Source organism: Microbacterium sp. NIBRBAC000506063 (genome assembly GCF_017968845.1).
Lineage (GTDB): Bacteria > Actinomycetota > Actinomycetes > Actinomycetales > Microbacteriaceae > Microbacterium.
The window spans coordinates 229669-249205 of the sequence record NZ_CP072876.1; the positions used below are offsets into that span (position 1 = coordinate 229669).

Genomic DNA, 19537 nt, shown 5'->3' on the forward strand with positions numbered 1-19537 from the left:
GACCTCGCTCGGCAGGGCAGACCGGTCCGCTCGGCGAGATGATCGACGCCGGTGTCCCGGTGGACCTGCGCAACCCGCGCGGCGACACCTTCCTCATCGTGGCGACGTACGCCGAACGCGCCGAGACAGTCACCGAGCTGCTGCGTCGCGGCGCCGACACGGATGCGGTCAACCTCAACGGCCAGACGGCGGTCGCGTGCGCGGTGTTCCGCAAGAACGAGCAGCTGCTGCGGCTGCTTCTGGACGCCGGAGCCGATCCGGATGCCGGAGGCAGCACCGCCGCCCAGATCGCCGATCAGTTCCAGCTCACCGGCATGCGCGCGGTGCTGGACGAGTACGCCGCCCGGTAGACGACCTCGACGGCATCCGTCAGGCGTCGCCGGGAACCCAGCCCAGAAGCAGGATCACGAGCGCGGAGATCACGAAGAAGGCCCCACGCCCACCAGGTACTCGCCTCCTGACCGTGCTCGCGGCGCACGCGGAACAGCACGTCCTTGCGCCGGGCCGGGTCGGCGTGCACGGCCGGAGCGGACTCGGGGATGACGGGTGCGGCGTTCGCGGCATCGACACGCAGAATCCGCCCGGTGTCGGTGGTGACGAAGGTCGGCTTCTTCTTGTCACCTGCTGCCGGTTGCGTCATGCGCTGCGCTCCTCGCGGTCTGCCCCCACGGGATGGGTCGGGGTCCGGCACCTATTGTGCCAGACCTCCCCCGTGAATCCACCGCGACCGGCGGCTCACAGCCACTTCGAGACGAGGTGCTCGGAGGAGATGCGGCGCAGCGTCCCGGAGGCGCCGCGCAGCACGACGCTCTCGGTGAACAGGTATCCGCCCTCGCGGCGCACGCCCTTCACGAGCTGGCCGTCGGTGACCCCGGTCGCCACGAAGATCGTGTTGCTGCCCTTGACCAGGTCGTCGGCCTCGTAGACCTTGTCGATGTCGAGTCCGGCGTCGATGCCGCGCTGACGCTCTTCGTCGTCGCGGGGCCAGAGCCGGCCCTGGATGTGTCCGCCGAGCGCCTTGATCGCGCAGGCGGTGACGATGCCCTCGGGGCTCCCGCCGACGCCGATGCACATGTCGGTGCGTGCCGCGTGGCTGGCCGCGTTGATGCCGCCGGCGACGTCGCCGTCGCTCATGAGGCGGGTCCCGGCGCCGGCCTCCCGGATCTCGGCGATCAGCTTCTCGTGCCGGGCCGGTTGAGCACCGAGACCACCATCTCCTCGACGGGCTTGCCGAGGGCCTTCGCCAGCCGTTCGATGTTCTCCTTGACGGGGAGGCGGATGTCGACGACCCCGACTCCGGCGGGCCCGGTCACGAGCTTGTCCATGTAGAAGACGCTCGAGGCGTCGAGCATCGTGCCGCGATCGGAGACGGCGATGACCGCGAGGGCGTTCTGGCGCCCGGCTGCGGTCAGCGAGGTGCCGTCGATGGGGTCGACGGCGATGTCGCAGAGCGGGCCGCGGCCGGTGCCGACCTCTTCGCCGTTGAACAGCATGGGGGCGTTGTCCTTCTCGCCCTCGCCGATGACGACCTTGCCCTGGAAGTGGACGGTGCCGAGGAACGCGCGCATCGCGTCGACGGCGGCGCCGTCGGCGGCCTCCTTGTCGCCGCGTCCGATGAACGGCACGGCCCGGATCGCGGCGGCCTCGGTCGCGCGCACCAGCTCGAGTGCGAGGTTGCGGTCGGGATGCAGCGGGCTCAATTCGGCCGTCAGACTCACCATGCCCTCAGGCTACTCGGCACGAGTTCAAACCAGGGGCAGTTTCCGTTCGGATACCGCGAAAGATCCGCGATTCTTAACCGTGCGCAAGAGGGCCCTCGCTCTGCGGCGCCCTCCCGTGTCGGCGAGAAGGGCGCCCGGTAGAGTGACTGCGTATCCCCTTCACCCTGAACACCACAGGAGACGCCATGCCCGTTGCCACACCGGATCAGTACGCCGACATGCTCGACCGCGCCAAGGCGGGCGGCTTCGCCTACCCGGCGCTGAACGTCTCGAGCTCGCAGACCATCAACGCCGTGCTGCAGGGACTGACCGAGGCCGGCTCCGACGGCATCATCCAGGTCACCACCGGCGGCGCCGACTACTTCGCCGGCCACACCGTCAAGGGCCGTGCGACCGGTGCGCTCGCCTTCGCCCGCTACGTGCACGAGGTCGCCGCGAACTACCCCATCACCGTGGCGCTGCACACCGACCACTGCCCGAAGGATGCGCTGGAGGGCTTCGTGCTGCCGCTGATCGCGGCATCCGAAGAGGAGGTCAAGGCCGGCCGCGACCCGATCTTCCAGTCGCACATGTGGGACGGCTCGGCCGTGCCGCTCGCCGAGAACATCGAGATCGCCGCCGAGCTGCTCCCCGGATGAAGAACATCAACGCGATCCTCGAGGTCGAGATCGGCGTCGTCGGCGGCGAAGAGGACGGCGTCACGCACGAGGGCTCCAACGACGCGCTCTACACGACGCTGGGCGATGTGACCCAGGCCGTCGAGGCCCTGGGCCTGGGCGAGAAGGGCCGCTACATCTCGGCGCTGACCTTCGGCAACGTCCACGGCGTCTACAAGCCCGGCAACGTCAAGCTCCGCCCGGAGCTGCTCGGCGAGATCCAGGAGGGCATCGCCGCGAAGTACGGCACCGGCCCGAAGCCCCTCGACCTCGTCTTCCACGGCGGCAGCGGCTCGACCGATGAAGAGATCGCCACAGCGGTCGCCAACGGCGTCATCAAGATGAACATCGACACCGACACCCAGTACGCCTTCACCCGCTCGATCGCCGACTACATGTTCCGCAACTACGACGGCGTGCTGAAGGTTGACGGCGAGGTCGGCAACAAGAAGCAGTACGACCCGCGCGCCTGGGGCAAGATCGCCGAGTCGGCGATGGCCGCCCGCGTCGTCGAGGCCACCCGCCAGCTGGGCTCGTACGGCAAGTCGCAGAGCTGACCCGCTCGCACACGCGCACGGCGGCCCCTCACCGGTCACGGTGAGGGCCGCTTCGTCTGGGTCGGATGCCGCGTCAGTACCTGCGGCGCGCACGCGCCCAGAGCACGGCCAGATCTCCGGTCGCGTCGGCGATGAGCGCGATGCCGAGCGCCTTCCATCCGCCGCGCAGCACCGCGGTGAGCACCAGGCCCACGGCGAGCTCGGCCACAGAGATCGCAAGACCCAGAGCGGGGTTCTTCCGCACCGCACGCACGGCGCGCGCAAGCGGACGCTCACGCCGGGTCAGCGGGATCGTCTCGTACAGCCCGCCGACGAGGATGTCGCCGAGCGTGTGCAGCCAGCGCTTCGGGGCGAAACGGCGTGCGTCCGCGAGAACGCTGGTGCCGGCATCCGACATCGCCGCGTCGATCAGCGGCGCCGGCACGCCGAAGGCGCGCAGGAACGCTCGGATGCGGGCATCGGCCCCTTCCACACCGCCCAGTGCCTCCGCGCGCAGCGCCGCGTGCGCGGCGTCCACGTCGAGGGCGCAGCGCTCGGCAAGGGCGATGAGCTCATCGCGGGTGCCGTCGCCCTCGGCGAGAAGCATGCGATAGGTCTCGGCGGCCGCCGGGACCGTGATCGCGTCGATGTCGAGCACGGGCCGGGTGTCACGCTCGGCGTTCGGCCAGAAGTACCCGGAGTTCGCGAGCACTCCGGGAGGCGTGACCTCGACCCAGGGGTCACCGTCCTCGGGCAGATTCAGCACGATGACCGGACCCTCCGCCTTCGCGGGAGGCCACACCGATGTCGACTCGCTCGAGGCGAAGGCGTACAGCGACCACTCTCCGACCTCGGCGTAGTCGACCTCCGCCGCCGCGAGCGTCGCGCGCACGCGCGCCTCCATCGGGCCACGGTGCGAGAACTCGCGCACCCGCACGGGAGTCGGCGCGAACAGCTCCTCGAGGTCGGTCTCGTCGAGCAGCTCGCCGGCATCCGGATCCTCGTCGAACACCGCCTCCTCCTCGAGCAGCGCCTCACTCTCCTGCGCCGCCGCGGCGAGCACCGCGTCCGCGTCGCCGAACAGGGCGTCCTCGCCCCCGTCGGCGGGATCGTCCAGCCACAGCGTCAGCCCTGCCGCGGCGAACCGTTCCCGCAGCTCCGCCACGCGCAGCCCTCGCGTGATCGTGTCGTCCGCGGTCAGCGTGAGCACGCCGCCGTCGTCGCTCACGGCGATGAGTAGAGCGGACTCCTCGTCGGCGTCCGTCCACTCCGCGCTCGCATCGCGCAGTGCCGCCAGCACCCGCAGCTCGCGCAGCAGCGCCAGCGAGTCGGGACGCGGATCAGTGCCGTCGCCGCGATCGACGCCGGCGTAGGAGACGTGAACGGAGAACTCGAGTTCAGGCATCCGACGATGCTACCGGGCTACGGCAGCGCCGCCTGACGGATGTGCTCGAGGAAGGCCGGGTCGCCCAGCAGCGGCACGATCAGGCATGTCGAGGCGACGATCATCGTCACCGCGCCGCCGACGATCGGAACCCACCAGGTGAGCCTCTCAGAACGCAGGCGTCGTACCGACAGGATCGCCGTGAGCGTCCACCCGGTCACGAGCATGATCGTCGCGATCATGCCCCACGTTCGGCCGGCGGCGTAGTTGGTGAACTCGCCCTCGATGCCGGCGATCGCCATCGCCTCGCTCATGACGGGGCGATGTTCATGTACGAGATGCCGGCGGAGATGACAGTGATCAGCCCGTAGGCGAGCAGCGCGAAGGTCAGGAAGCGATCCCAGCGACGGCGGGGCTTCGGCGGAGCGGATGCCGCGCCATCCGACGGCGCGACGGGCTCGGGCGCGAGGGCCGGCGCGGGTGCGACCGTCTCGGGCGGCAGGCCCATCGCCGCACGCTGCTGCTCGGGCGTGGCGTACTCCCCGAACTGCGGACGGGGCCGGGTGTCGCTCATGCGCTTGCTCCCCCGGTGCGGACCCGGCCGCCGAGGCCGCGCGCGTCGCGCTTGCCCGCGGCATCCTGGCGCAGCTCCTTCGGCAGGGAGAACATGAGGTCCTCCTCGGCCGTGCGCACCTCATCGACGTCGTTGTAGCCGGCATGGCCGAGCGCCTCGAGCACCTCCTGCACGAGCACCTCGGGCACCGAGGCGCCGCTGGTGACGCCGACGGTCTGCACGCCGTCGAGCCACTCCTGCTTGACCTCTTCGGCGTAGTCGACGCGGTAGGCCGCCTTCGCCCCGTACTCGAGCGCGACCTCGACCAGGCGCACGCTGTTGGAGCTGTTGGCCGAGCCCACGACGATCACGAGATCGGCGTCCTTCGCGACCTTCTTGATGGCGACCTGGCGGTTCTGGGTCGCGTAGCAGATGTCGTCCGAGGGCGGATTCTGCAGCTCGGAGAACCGCGTGCGCAGCCGGTTCACCGTCTCCATCGTCTCGTCGACCGAGAGCGTCGTCTGCGACAGCCACACGACCTTCGACGGGTCCTTCACCTCGACGGTGTCGGCCTCCTCGGGGTTGTTCACGATCGTCACGCGCTCCGGCGCATGGCCGGCGGTGCCCTCGACCTCTTCGTGGCCGTCGTGGCCGATGAGGAGGATCTCGAAGTCGTCGCGGGCGAAGCGCACCGCCTCGCGATGCACCTTGGTCACGAGCGGACAGGTCGCATCGATCGCGTGGAGTCCGCGGTCATCGGCGGCCTGGACGACCGCCGGAGAGACCCCGTGCGCGCTGAAGACGATATGCGCGCCCTCGGGCACCTCTTCGACCTCCTCGACGAAGATCGCGCCCTTCTGCTCGAGCTCGGTGACCACGTGGATGTTGTGCACGATCTGCTTGCGCACGTACACCGGCGCCCCGTAGCGCTCGAGCGCCTTCTCGACGGCGACGACGGCGCGATCGACGCCGGCGCAGTAGCCGCGGGGAGCCGCCAGCAGCACCCGCTTGGGTCCGCCCACGGGGATATCCTGGAGACGCGCGGCCTCCGAGGTCGCCCGGGATCGAGGGATCCGGGGAGCCGGGAGATGCACGGTCGTGGAAGTCACGTCCTGATTCTACCGGCGCGCACCTCAGCACGGCCTGGGTGCGGCTGCACCCGCCCGACACGACGGAGACCATGGCAGCCTTCGAACCGCCCGCCGGCGACACCCCGCCCGCCGATTCCGTCGCGCCCGGCGAATCGACACCGGATGCGCCGACATCCGTCACCCGCCTGAATGCCACGATCAACGGTGCGATCTCGAAGTGGGGCATGGTGTGGGTCGAGGGCGAGGTCGTCGGGTGGAACGTGCGCGGCGGCAACATCTTCGGACGCCTCAAGGACACGGCATCCGACGCCCACATCTCGATCAACGTGTGGTCGAGCTCGCGCTCGCGCGTGCCCGCCGATATCGCCGTGGGCGACCACGTGATCGCCGGCGTCAAGGCCGACTACTTCACCAAGGCCGGCAGCTTCAGCTTCGTCGTCTCGGCCATGAAGCACGTCGGGCTCGGCGACCAGCTCGCCCGTCTGGAGAAGCTGCGCGCCGACCTCCGCGCCGAGGGGCTCTTCGAGCAGGCGCGCAAGAAGCCCCTGCCGTTCCTCCCCACCTGATCGGTCTGATCACGGGCGAGAGATCGGATGCCGAGAAGGACGTCCATCGCAATGCGGAACTGCGCTGGCCACAGGTGCGGTTCCGGACCGAGAACGTCTCGGTGCAGGGCGAGCGCAGCGTGCCCGAGATCCTCGCCGCCCTCGCCCGGCTCGACGCCGACCCCGAGGTCGACGTCATCATCATCGCCCGCGGCGGCGGCGACCCTCAGACACTCCTCGGCTTCAGCGACGAGCGGCTCGTGCGCGCCGTGGCCGCAGCCACCACACCCGTCGTCAGCGCGATCGGCCACGAGAACGACCACCCGATCCTCGACGACGTCGCCGACCTTCGCGCCTCGACGCCGACGGATGCGGCCAAACGCGTCGTCCCGGATGTCGGCGAGCAGCGCGCGATCGTCGCCCAGTTGCGCTCGCGCGCGACATCGACCGTCACCCGGCGCCTCGCCCACGACATCGCCCAGCTCGAGCAGATGCGCTCGCGCCCGGCGCTGCGCTCCCCCGAGCCGATCATCACCCAGCGGGCGCAGGAGGTGTGGCTGCTCGTCTCGCGCGGGCGCGACACCGTCGACCGCGCCGTGGAGACGGCCGGACGCCGCACCGCCGAGCTGCGCGCCTCGCTGCGTGCCCTGTCGCCGGCGTCGACGCTCGCCCGCGGCTACGCGATCGTGCAGACCGGCGACCGGATCCTCCGCGACGCGGCCGACGCCCCTGCCGGGGCGCGCCTGGCCATCACGGTCGACCGCGGGTCGCTCACGGCGGTCTCCGAGGGCGAGCTCCCGGAAACGACCGAGGGAACGAGCGCCTAGACTGGAGGGGTGACTGTCTCCGGCGAAGCCCCTGCCCCGTCGAGTCGCTCTCCTTCGAAGCCGCCCGCGACGAGCTCGTCCGCGTCGTCGCCGAGCTCGAGCAGGGCGCACCGACCCTGGAGGAGTCCCTCGCCCTCTGGGAGCGCGGCGAAGCCCTCGCCGCCCGCTGCGAGGAGTGGCTGCTGGGCGCCAAGCGCCGCCTGGAGGAAGCGCGACCCGCGGCATCCGACGCCGAGGACGACGCATGAACAAGCACGCCCCCGTCGTCGCCGAACTCGGCCGCCCCGAGACCCCGGAGGAGACCGCCGCCCGCAAGGCCGCGTCCTCCAAGGCCTACCGCTCCAGCCAGACCTTCCGCAACCTCATCGCCGCTCTCGTCGTCACGATCGGCGCCCTCGCCGTGATCATGTTCGCCGTCCCGCGCGGGCAGATCACCGAGCCGCCGCCCGTCGACCTCGCCGGCATCGCCGCCGAGGCCTCCACCGCGATGGACCGCCCGGTCCTCGTCCCCGAGGTCACCGCGCAGTGGATCGTCAACCGCGCCGAGCTCGAGGGCGGCCCCGTCGCCGTCTGGGACGTCACCCTGGCCCGGCCGCGCAGGAGGATCGCGGATTCCTGCGCATCGCCCAGGCCTTCGATGCGGATGCCGCCTGGGCCCCGCTGCGCCTGTCCAGCACCGCCTCCACGGGAACCGTCACGATCGACGGACGCGCCTGGGACGAGTACGTGCTGCGCAACCCCGAGCAGTCCGCCAACATCTCCTATGCGCTGGGGACCCAGGCGGGCCCCGACTACGTGCTCGTCTACGGCGCCCTCACCGCCGAGGAGACCGCCGCCTTCGCCGCCACCCTGGAACCCCAGATCGACGCACTCACGGAGACGCCATGACCGGCAAGGACCTCACGCCCACCCAGGCCTGGCAGCTGATGCTCGCGGGCAACGGCCGCTTCGTCGCCGGTGAGCCGCAGCATCCGAACCAGAACGTCGAGACGCGTCACGATCTGGCCGGCTCGCAGCATCCGGTCGCCACGCTGTTCGGCTGCTCCGACTCGCGCCTGGCCGCCGAGATCATCTTCGACCTCGGGCTCGGCGACCTCTTCGTCGTGCGCAACGCCGGCCAGGTGATCGGCGAGTCGATCGTGGGAAGCCTGGAGTACGCGGTCGAGATCCTCCGCGTGCCGCTCATCGTCGTGCTCGCGCACGACTCCTGCGGTGCCGTGCGCGCGGCGATCGACGGCACCGCGATCGATGCCGCCCCGCTCCCACCGCACATCTGGAAGCTCATCGCCCCCATCATCCCCGCTGCCCGCAAGGTGCTGGCCGCGAACGGCGGCACCTCGCCCGCCGACATCGACGCCGAGCTCGTCGGCCGCGAGCACCTGCGCAACACGGTCGACAACCTGCTGCAGTCGTCCGAGCTCATCAGCGCCGCCGTCGCCGAAGGGCGCCTGGGCATCGTGGGCGCCAACTATCGTCTCGCCGAGGGCACGGCCGTGCCCGTCATCACCGTGGGAATCGACGATGTTCCCGAAGCCGCATCTCAGGAGGGATCGCAGTGACCGACACACACCAGCGCAGCGGCGAAAGCGCGCAGGACTACCGCATCGAGCACGACACCATGGGTGAGGTGCGCGTGCCCAAGAACGCGCTCTACAGCGCCCAGACGCAGCGTGCCGTGGAGAACTTCCCGATCTCGGGCAAGGGGCTGGAGTCAACGCAGATCGCCGCCCTCGCCCGCATCAAGAAGGCCGCCGCCCTCGCCAACAAGGAGCTCGGCACCCTCGACGGCGCCATCGCCGACGCGATCGCCGCCGCGGCCGACGAGGTCGCCTCGGGCGCGCATGACGGCGAGTTCCCCGTCGACACGTACCAGACGGGCTCCGGCACCTCCTCGAACATGAACATGAACGAGGTGCTCGCGACCCTGGCCACGCGCATCCTCGGGGCTCCGGTGCACCCCAACGACCATGTCAACGCCTCGCAGTCGTCGAACGACGTGTTCCCGACCTCCGTGCACATCGCCGTCACGCAGGCGCTCATCGACACGCTCATCCCTCGCTCGACCACCTCGCCGTCTCCCTCGAGTCGAAGGCCGAGCTGTGGAAGGACGCCGTCAAGTCCGGCCGCACCCACCTCATGGACGCCACCCCCGTCACCCTCGGCCAGGAGTTCGGCGGCTACGCCCGCCAGGTGCGCCTGGGCATCGAGCGCGTGCAGTCGGCACTCCCCCGCGTCGCGGAGGTGCCCCTGGGCGGCACCGCCGTCGGCACCGGCATCAACACGCCGCTCGGCTTCCCGCAGAAGGTCATCGCGCTGCTGGCGGCCGAGACCGAGCTGCCGATCACCGAGGCCAAGGACCACTTCGAGGCGCAGGCCAACCGCGACGGTCTCGTCGAGGCATCCGGCGCCCTCCGCACCATCGCCGTGTCGCTCACCAAGATCAACAACGACCTGCGCTGGATGGGCTCGGGCCCCAACACCGGGCTCGGCGAGCTCCACATCCCCGACCTGCAGCCCGGCTCCTCGATCATGCCGGGCAAGGTCAACCCGGTCGTCCCCGAGGCCGTGCTCATGGTGTGCGCGCGCGTCATCGGCAACGACGCGACCGTCGCCTGGGCGGGCGCCTCGGGCTCCTTCGAGCTGAACGTGGCGATCCCGGTCATGGGCACCGCCCTCCTGGAGTCGATCCGCCTGCTGTCGAACGCCTCGCGGGTGCTCGCCGACAAGACGATCGACGGTCTGCAGGCCAACCTCGAGCGGGCCGCCGCCTTCGCGGGCATGTCGCCCTCGATCGTCACGCCGCTGAACAAGGTCATCGGCTACGAGGCCGCCGCGAAGATCGCCAAGCACTCCGTCGCCAAGGGCATCACGGTGCGCGACGCGGTCATCGACCTCGGCTACGTCGAGCGCGGCGAGATCACCCTGGAGCAGCTGGACGAGAAGCTCGACCTGCTCTCCATGACCCACCCCGGATAACCTTTCGACAGGCTCAGGATGCCGCGGGGACGGGTTCCTCGCGGCATCCGTCGTCTCCGGCATCCGGTGTTCGCCCTTTCGCCGGTGACTGTTGCAGATGTCGGACCCATCTGCGGAATCCATCCGACATCTGCAACACTCTCCGACGGATGACGCCACGACTCGTTCTCCACAGTTCCCCCTTTCTCCACAGTCGGATGCAACGACCCCGCCTCACCCTCGGAGTTCCGGCACGCTGAACGCATGCTCGACCCCATACAGACCCTCACCCGTCTCGGCGGCGTCGCCCGCGGATCCCGCCTGCAGAAGCTGGGTTTCACCCGTACCGAGCTTTCCCGCCTGGTCCGGGCCGGCACGATCCGTCGCATCCGTACCGGGGTCTTCGCGATCCCTGAACTGCCTCCCGCGCTCGAAGAAGCGATCGCGCACGGCGGTGCGATCACCTGCGGGTCCGCCCTTCGTGCCCACGGAATCTGGGTTCTGCCCGGTGATGCCGCTCTGCATGTCTGGGTCGGCGCCAAGGGCCGGGTACACGATCATCCCGGTTGCACCTGCGTCACGCACTTCTTCTCCGGCGTCCCGCCGCTCGGCTCCGCAAGCATCGACACGGCGCTCCTGCACCTTCGACGCTGCGCCGGCGATGAGGCCTTCTTCGCCGCGTTCGAATCGGCATGGAACCAGCGGTCGCTCTCGCGAGCGGCGCGTGCGCGGATCCGGGCGCGGCTTCCGGCCTCCGCTCGTTGGCTCGTCGACTTCGCCCGCGGCGATGCCGAGAGCGGTCTGGAATCGCTTCTGCGTCTCAGGCTGCACATTCTGGGCCTCCACCTCGACTGCCAGGTGCGCCTCCCCGGCGTCGGCCGTGTGGACTTCGTGGTGGCAGGCGCCCTCATCCTCGAAGCCGACGGCAAGGAGAACCACGAGGGCGCGGCGAACCGCCACAAAGACCTGAAGCGGGATGCTGCGGCATCCGCCCTCGGATACGAGACGCTCCACTTCGACTATGCACAGATCATCCACGACTGGCCGACCGTGCAGGCCGCCGTCCTCGCCGCGCTGCATCGCCTCGGCGCCCGCCGGTGAGCCGGATGCAGGGCGTTGTTGCATCCGTCGGACTGTCACCCGGAATTCGTCCGACATCTGCAACACTCACCGTCGCGCGGCGCACGGCGAAGGGCGGCCACCCTTTCGGATGGCCGCCCTTCGTGCGGTGTCGTCGCGCTCCCGCTAGGCGAGGACGCGGCGGCGACGGATCAGCAGCGCGCTGCCGGCTGCGAACAGCAGGGCACTCAGCGCGCCGAGCGCGATCAGCGGCGTCGCGTCACCACCCGTCTCGGCGATCTCCTCCACGTAGGTGCCGCTCAGCACACCGGAGACGGGCGTGCCGTCGAGCAGCCAGCCCTCCCAGTTCACCGGGGTGAGATCACCCAGGAAGCAGCCCGCCGGGGTGAAGGTCACCACGCCGGTCTCCGGATCGAGGCGCCACGTGCCCTCTCCGTCGACCACGATCTCGGTGACGTGCTCACCGGCCCCGTCGACGAGCGTCACGCTGCGCGGGTCGAGTCCGTCGACGTCGGCCGCCAGGTCGAACACCATCGGGGTCGTGCAGACGAGGGTCTGGGCGAGATCCTCGTCGCCCACCGGACCGCGGACGAACGGCTGGTACTCCGCCTCGGCGGGAGTTCCGTTGGCGTCGAGCACACGGTACTCCACCGCGGTCGGGATGCCGGTGAACCCACGGTTCGGCGTGAACACGATCAGCGGTGCATCCGGGTCGCTGCGATCGATCGTGTAGACGCCCTCGGGCACCGTCACGGTCTCGACCTCATTGCCCTCGGCATCGAGCAGCGTCAGCGACTCCGGCACGAGCGGCACGTCGGGGTGACCCGGCGCGTCGTTCAGCAGCGGGTTCACCGACTGCGGGGTGTTCCACCACCCGTCGAGGTGTCGTCGTCGGCGACCGGGGTCACCGCGAAGATCGACGGCGTGTACTCGCCGAAGGCCTGCTGACCCCCTCGTCCGAGATCCGGAAGTCGACCGTCGGCGCCTCGCCGATGAAACCGGGCTCCGGCGTGAAGACGATCTCCTGTCCCACCACCTCGTAGCGGCCCACGCCGTCGACGACGATCTCGTCGGTCGGGTCACCCGCGGAGTCCAGCAGCGTCAGCGTGCTCCAGTCGACGGGGAAGTCCTCGCCCGGAACAGGCTCGGGAGTCCACGACTGAGGAAGCCCCTGCGGGCCGGTCGTCGCACCGTCGTTCACCGCGATCGGGTCGGTCACGACGTCGGGCTGGTACTGAGCACCGGTCGGGGTGCCGTTCTCATCCTCGACGGTGTAGTCGACCGGAGTCGGGGTGCCGAAGTAGTTCTCGTTCGGCGTGAACACGATCCGCGGCGCATCGGGATCCGTGCGATCGATCGTGTAGACGCCCTCCGGAACCGTCACCGACTCTGCAGGGTCGCCCGTCTCCGGGTCGACCAGAGCCAGCGACTCCGGCACCAGCGGCACCTCCGGGTGACCCGGCGCGTCGTTCGCGAGCGGATCCACCGACTGCGGCTGGTTCGGGCTGCCGACCGAGAAGTCCGGTGCAGCGGCCGGCTCGACCGGGGTCACCGTCGGAGTGTACTCACCGACCGCGTGCTGACCGGCCTCATCCGAGATCCGGTACTCGACCGTCGGTGCCTCTCCGGTGAAGGTCGGCTCCGGGTGAAGACGATCTCCTCGCCCACCACCTCGTAGCGACCCACGCCGTCGACGACGATCTCGTCGGTCGGGTCACCGGCCGCATCCAGCAGCGTCAGCGTCTCCCCGTCGATCGGGAAGTCGGCGCCGGGTGTCGGCGTCGGCTGCCACTGCTGCGTCTGGCCCTGCAGACCCGTGGTCTCGCCACTGTTGGTCACCGGCGCCTCTGCGGGCACGTCGGGCTGGTACTGAGCGCCCGAGGGGTGCCGTTCTCATCCTCGACCGTGTACTCGACCGGAGTCGGGGTGCCGAAGTAGTTCTCGTTCGGCGTGAACACGATCCGCGGCGCATCGGGATCCGTGCGATCGATCGTGTAGACACCCTCCGGAACCGTCACCGACTCTGCAGGGTCGCCCGTCTCCGGGTCGACCAGAGCCAGCGACTCCGGCACCAGCGGCACCTCCGGGTGACCCGGCTCGTCGTTCGCGAGCGGATCCACCGACTGCGGCGCGTTCGGGCTGCCCGTCGACGCATCGTCCTCGGCGACCGGCTCGACCGGGGTCACCGTCGGCGTGTATTCGCCCGTCGCGTGCTGGCCGGCCTCATCCGAGATCCGGTACTCGACGGTCGGTGCCTCTCCGGTGAAGGTCGGCTCCGGGGTGAAGACGATCTCCTGTCCCACCACTTCGTAGCGGCCCACGCCGTCGACGACGATCTCGTCGGTCGGGTCACCCGCGGAGTCCAGCAGCGTCAGCGTGTCCCAGGCGATCGGGAAGTCCTCACCGGCGACCGGCGTCGGCTCCCAGGACTGCGCCACACCCTGCGGACCGGTGCTGGTGCCGTCGTCGGTCGTCGGCGCCTCAGCGATCACCTCGGGCTGATACTCGGCGCCGGTCGGAGTACCGTTCGCATCCTCGACCGTGTACTCGACCGGGGTCGGCGTGCCGAAGTAGTTCTCGTTCGGCGTGAACACGATCCGCGGCGCATCGGGATCCGTGCGATCGATCGTGTAGACGCCCTCGGGCACCGTCACGGTCTCGGCCTCGTTGCCCTCGGCATCGAGCAGCGTCAGCGACTCCGGCACCAGCGGCACCTCCGGGTCCCCGGCTCGTCGTTCGCGAGCGGGTCCACCGACTGCGGCTGGTTCGGGCCGCCCGTCGACGCGTCGTCCTCGGCGACCGGCTCGACCGCCGTCACCGTCGGCGTGTACTCGCCCGTCGCGTGATGACCGGCCTCGTCCGAGATCCGGTAGCCGACGGTCGGCGCCTCACCCGTGAAGGTCGGCTCCGGCGTGAAGACGATCTCCTCGCCCACCACCTCGTAGCGGCCCACACCGTCGATGACGATCTCCGAGACGGGCTCGCCCGCGGCATCCACGAGCGTCAAGGTGTCCCCGTCGATCGGGAAGGTTCCGGGGGTCGACTCCGGCTGCCAGCGCTGCTGCTGACCCTGCAGACCCGTCGTCGTTCCGCTGTCGGTCACCGGCAGATCGATGGGGTCGCTGTGATGGTGCACTCGACGTCCGTGCCGCTCGTGACCGTCGGGAAGACGACGTTCCACGCCGGCGACGTGCCGGTCACCTCGACGGGCGCGCCCGAGACGTCGACGCATTCGATCGAAGTGATGTAGTTCGACAGATCGGTGCTGCCGGCCGGTGACGTCGAGACTTCGTATGTCCCGCCCGGAGATGCGACCACCGGACCGGCATATTCGTCCTGCACACCCGGTGAGTTCCCGCTCGTCGTGGCTTCGCCGCCGACGAGATCGCCCTCACCGACGAGATCGAAGTCGAACTGATCGCCATCGGCGAATCGGCCTTCGGGAAGGTCGATCCTGATCGTCAGCGTGTTCACGAAGTGACGGCTCGCCAGATCGACGAAGTTGTTGCCATCGGAGCTGATGGTCTGCTGCTGGACGAAGGAGTCGCGCGCCATGTCGTACTCGATGAGATACGTGGTGTTACCGCTCGTCGTCGTGCCGTACACGTTGCCGTTGCCGCCGAAGGCGATGCCGTTCGCACCCTGCGCGGACAGATCGGTGAACGCCGTGACGTCGGCGACCAGCTTCATCGGCCACGCATCAGAGCTCGCGCTGGTCGGCAGAGCCGAGGCCGGCGTCTCGTAGAGGTTCGCTGCGACGAAGGTGTAGAGCGCCCCGTTGCGGCCGAACGCGAAGTCGCCGTTGGACGTGGCATTGCCCGCCGGAAGACTGCCCGCCGCGAAGATCTCATCGGTGGCCGGGTCGAAGGCGTACACCGCGTTGGCACCGGAGAAGTAGAAGATCCCCGTCACCGGCGAGACAGCGCCGCGAAGCGCCGTGACGCCGAACCCTGTGGGCACGGTGAAAGTGTTCGTCTCCCCGGTCTCGGTGTTGTGCTGACGCAGCTGCACGGCGCCTGCGGGCTGCGCAGCCCTGTGAGGCCGTTGTCGACGGTGTACACGTAGACACCGTCGGCCGAGACACCGAGCGCGTTCGAGCTGCGGTTCCCGTTTCGCTGATCTGTGACCTCGGCGGGGTGACCACCTGCATGGTGTCGGTGTCGATACGGAACACCCCGCCGTTCAGGCTCGTGCTCGCCGGTCCCCGAACGCCGTAGATGCTGTTCTCGTTGTCGCTGAGCGGCGCCGCGTGGGCCGCACCCGCTCCGAGACCGCCGACGACGAGTGCGGTGGCGACGATCGACCCCGAGCCGAGGATGCCGGTGAACTTCCTCAGACTTCGGCGAAGCCCTCCCGGTTCTCGAGATCTTCTTTGTGATACGCGGTGCTCTGACATAGTTCCCTCCACTTTTCAGTCGCGTGTTCCGAGGAGGGGCGAGTGCGCGCCGGAGCACCCGGAACCCGGCATGACGGGGAGTCCGATCAGGCCTCCGGTTCCGGGAGAACGACGCTCACGTCGCAGCGCGAGCATCACCTCCCCTAAAGGGAGAGTGCGAGTGGTCTCAGAAGTGACGCGAGAGGAAGGAAATTGTCATGTGCGGTTTGCTGCGAACCGATCGAGAGGATCGGGTCGGATGCCGCAAGCCCCCGCATCCGACCCGATACCCCTCAGCTCAGCTCAGTTCGTGCCCCTCCAGGAGCTCGGTCACCAGTGCCGCGATCGCGGAGCGCTCGGAACGGGTGAGGGTGACATGCGCGAACAGGTCGTGGCCCTTGAGCGTCTCGATGACGGAGGCGATGCCGTCGTGGCGGCCGACGCGGAGGTTGTCGCGCTGGCCGACGTCGTGGGTGAGCACCACCCGGGAGTTCTGGCCCATGCGGCTGAGCACCGTCAGCAGCACGTTGCGCTCAAGCGACTGGGCCTCGTCGACGATGACGAAGGCGTCGTGCAGCGATCGCCGCGGATGTGGGTCAACGGCAGCACCTCCAGGAGGCCGCGCTCGACCACCTCCTCGAGCACATTGCCGGAGACGACCGAGCCGAGCGTGTCGAAGACCGCCTGTCCCCAAGGGTTCATCTTCTCGCCCTGGTCTCCGGGAGGTAACCGAGTTCCTGCCCGCCGACGGCGAACAGCGGACGGAAGACGATGATCTTCTTCTGCTGCTGGCGCTCCAGCACCGCCTCGAGCCCGGCGCAGAGCGCGAGCGCCGACTTGCCGGTGCCGGCCCTGCCGCCGAGGGAGACGATGCCGACATCCGGATCCAGGAGCAGATCGATCGCGATCCGCTGCTCGGCCGAGCGGCCGTGCATGCCGAAGAGCTCACGGTCGCCGCGGACGAGCCGGAACTCACCGTCGCCGGTCGCCCGGCCGAGGGCCGATCCCGCTCGGACTGGATGATCAGCCCGGTGTTCGCGGGGAGCCCCGTACGTCTTCGCTGATCCCGACCTCGGTCTCGTACAGATCGCTCATCTCGTCGCCCGACAGCGCGAGGGTCGTGATCCCGGTCCAGCCCGAGTCCACCGCCTGCTCGGCGAGGTACTCCTCGGCGCGAAGGCCGAGGGAGGCCGCCTTGACCCGCATCGGCAGATCCTTCGAGACGATCGTCACCTCCTGGCCGCCCTCGGCCAGATGCATGGCCACCGAGAGGATCCTGCTGTCGTTGTCGGCGAGTCGGATGCCGGAGGGGAGAATTCCGGTGTCGGTGTTCGCCAGTTCCACCCGGAGCGTGCCGCCCTGGCCGATCGGCACCGGGAAGTCGAGGCGCCCGTGCTCGATGCGCAGTTCGTCGAGATGGCGGAGCGCCTGACGGGCGAAGTAGCCGAGCTCAGGATCATGTCGCTTGCCCTCGAGTTCGGAGATCACCACGACCGGCAGCACGATCGAGTGCTCCGCGAAGCGGAAGAACGCCTGCGGATCCGAGAGGAGGACGGATGTGTCGAGCACGTAGGTGCGAAGGTCCGTCTCCGGCTTCTTCGCGGTGGTGCGACGGGTGGACTGCTGCGTTGTAGGTGAGGTCACGACCCACTCCCGACCCGGGTTGTTCCCGGCTTTACCGCGAGTCGACCAGGGCCACGAGTCGCGATCCAGAAGGCCGACTCGACCGGGCACGGTGCCCGATGCCTCGACGGTACGACGCGTGCCCGGCAGAATCGCGACACGACACGCCACGGGTGTGTTACCCGGAGATGAACGTCTCCTGACCGACGGAGGTGATCGCCTGGTCGAGCATCGCCAACGTCTCGGGCTCGGTGCCCACGTGCGGGGCGACCCGGATCGTCGCGCCCCGCGTCGTGGCCGAGATCCCGACGTTGGCGAGCATCGCCGCCAGCACCGCGGGCTCCGCCGGGGCGAGGGCGACGATTCCCGCCCGCCGCTCGGGCTCGGCCGGAGTCAGCACGGGCACGCCGTGCCGTGCGGCGACCTCGAGGATCGTGTCCACGTGGCCCGGATGGCCTCCTCGATCGCGGGCACGCCCGCGTCGCGGACGTCGCGCAGCGCCGTGGCGAGTCGCGCGACGGCCAGAGAGTCGGGGAAGTTGACCGTGTACGCCTGGGCGGATGCCGCGGGCGGCGCGATCTCGTCGAGCACGAGCTCGCCGCCCTCGACCCCGCCGAATCCGGACAGCACCGGTTCGATGCGCTCGCGCGCCCGCGCCGAGAACCAGGCGAACCCCGTTCCGCGCCCGGCGCGCAGCCACTTGTACCCGTGCCCGGCGACCACGTCGGCGACCAGGTAGTCGGCGTCGACGACCCCGAAGGACTGCGCGGCGTCGACGATGAGCAGCCGGTCCGGGCCCAGCACGTCGCGGAGCGCGGCAAGATCGGTGCGGTAGCCGGTGCGGAAGTCGACATGGCTCACGGCGAGCGCGGTGACCTCGTCATCGAGCGCCTCGGCGACCGCCTCGGGCGTGACGAAGGTGTGCGCGGGCTCGATCCATCGCGGGGTGAGCCCGCCTGCGGAGGCCTTGGCCGCCCGGTCCAGCGTGTGACTCACGCTGGGGAACTCGGCAGGCGACGCGAGCACCGTCCCCCGCAGCCCGTAGAAGGCGTGCATGAGCCCGTGCGTGGTCGATGGCTGCAGGGTCACGTCGTCGAGGCGTGCCGGCGCGCCCAGGAGCTCGGCCACGAGACCCCGTGCCTCCTGGATCCGCTCCCGGCTGAGCGTGAAGGCCGCCGGCCTGCCGGTGCTGAGCATCTCCGCGTCGGCAGCGACCTCGGACAACACCGATGCGGACAACGGGGCGAAGGACGCCCAGTTCAGGAATCCTGGATTGCTGCCGAAGGCGGCGGCATAGTCAGAGAAGCTCCCCATGGCGACATTCTGGCATGGACCGGAGCCGCCCGGACCACGAGTCACGGCCGCCGGCGCTCAGCGACCGAAGCGGCGGTCGCGGTCGGCGTAGTCGCGGATGGCGCGGAGGAAGTCGACGTGACGCAGATCGGGCCCCAGCGCCTCGACGAAGTAGAACTCGCTGTGCGCGCTCTGCCACAGCAGGAAGTCGCTCAGGCGCTGCTCGCCGCTCGTGCGGATGACGAGATCGGGGTCGGGCTGCCCGCCGGTGTAGAGGTGCTCGCCGATCATCTCGGGCGTGAGGTGGGCGGCCAGATCCTCCAGCGAGCCTCCGGAGGCCTCATGCGCCGCGACGATGCTGCGCACCGCGTCGACGATCTCGTTGCGGCCGCCGTAGCCGACGGCGAGGTTCACATGAAGCCCGGTGTTGCCGGCGGTGCGGGCCTCGGCATCCGAGAGCACGCGGGCTAGTTCCGGCGGAAGGATCTCACTGCGCCCACGTGCTTGACCCGCCAGTCGCCCTCGTGGGAGAGCGCGTCGGCGAGCTCGGCGATGATCTCGATGAGGTCGGAGAGCTCCCCGGCCTCACGCTTGAGGAGATTGTCGCTGGAGAGCAGGTAGAGCGAGACGACGCCCACGCCGAGGTCGTCGCACCAGCCGAGGAACTCGCGCATCTTCGCCGCGCCGGCTCGGTGCCCGTCGGCCGCGGAGTCGTAGCCGAGCTGGCGCGCCCAGCGCCGGTTGCCGTCGATCATCATCGCGACGTGATCGGGGACGGAGGCCGCATCGATACGTCGCCGGAGGCGATTGCCGTAGAGGCGGTACAGCAGCCCCCGCCCCGTGCTCGATCGTGCGTTCACACGCATACGCTACCGCGCTGCAGCCAGGAGCTTGCTGA

Annotated in this window: 15 protein-coding genes and 8 pseudogenes; 8 read left to right on the forward strand and 15 right to left on the reverse strand. The window is 69.7% G+C overall.

Features of this window, described 5'->3' with window-relative positions; genetic code table 11:
* Positions 1–38: 38 nt before the first annotated feature.
* The gene (locus KAE78_RS01320; RefSeq protein ID WP_223171444.1) at positions 39–350 is read left to right on the forward strand and encodes an ankyrin repeat domain-containing protein; all 312 of its coding nucleotides are present in this window, start codon (positions 39–41) and stop codon (positions 348–350) included.
* Here KAE78_RS01320 and KAE78_RS01325 read toward each other — a convergent pair.
* Positions 296–640, reverse strand: a complete 345-nt coding sequence (locus KAE78_RS01325) for a hypothetical protein (RefSeq protein WP_223171445.1) — start codon at positions 638–640, stop codon at positions 296–298. The genes KAE78_RS01320 and KAE78_RS01325 overlap by 55 nt on opposite strands.
* 95 nt (positions 641–735) lie before the next feature.
* A pseudogene (glpX, locus tag KAE78_RS01330) lies at positions 736–1721 on the reverse strand (class II fructose-bisphosphatase).
* Positions 1722–1906: 185 nt separating this feature from the next.
* Between glpX and fbaA the strand changes: the two are divergent.
* A pseudogene (gene fbaA / locus KAE78_RS01335) lies at positions 1907–2934 on the forward strand (class II fructose-bisphosphate aldolase).
* A gap of 73 nt (positions 2935–3007) precedes the next feature.
* On the opposite strand, the gene KAE78_RS01340 reads toward fbaA, so the two are convergent.
* The 3 genes and pseudogenes from KAE78_RS01340 to KAE78_RS01350 all read right to left on the reverse strand — a co-directional run bounded on the left by KAE78_RS01340 (position 3008) and on the right by KAE78_RS01350 (position 5923).
* Positions 3008–4318: a hypothetical protein gene (locus KAE78_RS01340; protein ID WP_223171446.1), complete on the reverse strand. Its 1311-nt coding sequence runs from the start codon at positions 4316–4318 to the stop codon at positions 3008–3010.
* A 17-nt stretch (positions 4319–4335) separates the two neighbouring features.
* Positions 4336–4871: pseudogene (locus KAE78_RS19180) on the reverse strand (DUF6264 family protein).
* Positions 4868–5923 (reverse strand): 4-hydroxy-3-methylbut-2-enyl diphosphate reductase, encoded by a 1056-nt coding sequence (locus tag KAE78_RS01350; protein WP_411156007.1) that lies wholly within the window; start codon positions 5921–5923, stop codon positions 4868–4870. The pseudogene KAE78_RS19180 and the gene KAE78_RS01350 overlap by 4 nt, the downstream one beginning before the upstream one ends.
* Positions 5924–6030: 107 nt before the next feature.
* On the opposite strand from KAE78_RS01350, the pseudogene xseA reads away from it, so the two are divergent.
* The 6 genes and pseudogenes from xseA (at position 6031) to KAE78_RS01380 (ending at position 11369) form a co-directional block, all read left to right on the forward strand.
* Positions 6031–7313, forward strand: a pseudogene (xseA, locus tag KAE78_RS01355) (exodeoxyribonuclease VII large subunit).
* A gap of 38 nt (positions 7314–7351) precedes the next feature.
* A pseudogene (locus KAE78_RS01360) lies at positions 7352–7561 on the forward strand (exodeoxyribonuclease VII small subunit); the annotation flags it as partial.
* Positions 7558–8274, forward strand: coding sequence for a DUF4245 family protein (locus tag KAE78_RS01365; protein WP_223171447.1), 717 nt, complete (start codon positions 7558–7560; stop codon positions 8272–8274). The pseudogene KAE78_RS01360 and the gene KAE78_RS01365, both read left to right, overlap by 4 nt.
* Positions 8198–8872, forward strand: a complete 675-nt coding sequence (locus KAE78_RS01370; protein WP_223171448.1) for a carbonic anhydrase — start codon at positions 8198–8200, stop codon at positions 8870–8872. The genes KAE78_RS01365 and KAE78_RS01370 overlap by 77 nt, the downstream gene beginning before the upstream one ends.
* 59 nt (positions 8873–8931) lie before the next feature.
* A pseudogene (locus KAE78_RS01375) lies at positions 8932–10289 on the forward strand (class II fumarate hydratase).
* 243 nt (positions 10290–10532) lie between these two features.
* Positions 10533–11369, forward strand: coding sequence for a DUF559 domain-containing protein (locus KAE78_RS01380; protein WP_223171449.1), 837 nt, complete (start codon positions 10533–10535; stop codon positions 11367–11369).
* Positions 11370–11513: 144 nt separating this feature from the next.
* Here the strand turns inward: KAE78_RS01380 and KAE78_RS01385 are convergent, their stop codons facing one another.
* The 10 genes and pseudogenes from KAE78_RS01385 to KAE78_RS01430 all read right to left on the reverse strand — a co-directional run bounded on the left by KAE78_RS01385 (position 11514) and on the right by KAE78_RS01430 (position 19505).
* A complete protein-coding gene (locus tag KAE78_RS01385) occupies positions 11514–12200 on the reverse strand; it encodes an LPXTG cell wall anchor domain-containing protein (RefSeq protein WP_223171450.1) in 687 nt (228 codons plus the stop codon).
* Positions 12201–12252: 52 nt separating this feature from the next.
* Positions 12253–12900, reverse strand: a complete 648-nt coding sequence (locus KAE78_RS01390; RefSeq protein ID WP_223171451.1) for an Ig-like domain-containing protein — start codon at positions 12898–12900, stop codon at positions 12253–12255.
* Positions 12897–13187 (reverse strand): hypothetical protein, encoded by a 291-nt coding sequence (locus tag KAE78_RS01395; protein WP_262927702.1) that lies wholly within the window; start codon positions 13185–13187, stop codon positions 12897–12899. The genes KAE78_RS01390 and KAE78_RS01395 overlap by 4 nt, the downstream gene beginning before the upstream one ends.
* Positions 13184–14053, reverse strand: a complete 870-nt coding sequence (locus KAE78_RS01400) for an Ig-like domain-containing protein (RefSeq protein WP_262927703.1) — start codon at positions 14051–14053, stop codon at positions 13184–13186. The genes KAE78_RS01395 and KAE78_RS01400 overlap by 4 nt, the downstream gene beginning before the upstream one ends.
* Positions 14038–14451 (reverse strand): Ig-like domain-containing protein, encoded by a 414-nt coding sequence (locus KAE78_RS01405; protein WP_262927704.1) that lies wholly within the window; start codon positions 14449–14451, stop codon positions 14038–14040. The genes KAE78_RS01400 and KAE78_RS01405 overlap by 16 nt, the downstream gene beginning before the upstream one ends.
* Positions 14448–15359, reverse strand: coding sequence for a hypothetical protein (locus KAE78_RS01410; protein WP_223171455.1), 912 nt, complete (start codon positions 15357–15359; stop codon positions 14448–14450). Before KAE78_RS01410 ends, KAE78_RS01405 begins: the two co-directional genes overlap by 4 nt.
* A gap of 662 nt (positions 15360–16021) precedes the next feature.
* A pseudogene (locus tag KAE78_RS01415) lies at positions 16022–17367 on the reverse strand (PhoH family protein).
* A gap of 157 nt (positions 17368–17524) precedes the next feature.
* Positions 17525–17788 carry a hypothetical protein gene (locus KAE78_RS01420; RefSeq protein WP_223171456.1) on the reverse strand — a complete coding sequence of 88 codons (264 nt, stop codon included), beginning with the start codon at positions 17786–17788 and terminating at the stop codon, positions 17525–17527.
* On the reverse strand, positions 17740–18660 hold the full coding sequence (locus KAE78_RS01425; RefSeq protein ID WP_223171457.1) for an aminotransferase class V-fold PLP-dependent enzyme: 921 nt from the start codon (positions 18658–18660) through the stop codon (positions 17740–17742). The genes KAE78_RS01420 and KAE78_RS01425 overlap by 49 nt, the downstream gene beginning before the upstream one ends.
* A gap of 57 nt (positions 18661–18717) precedes the next feature.
* Positions 18718–19505: pseudogene (locus KAE78_RS01430) on the reverse strand (isoprenyl transferase).
* Positions 19506–19537 lie beyond the last annotated feature (32 nt).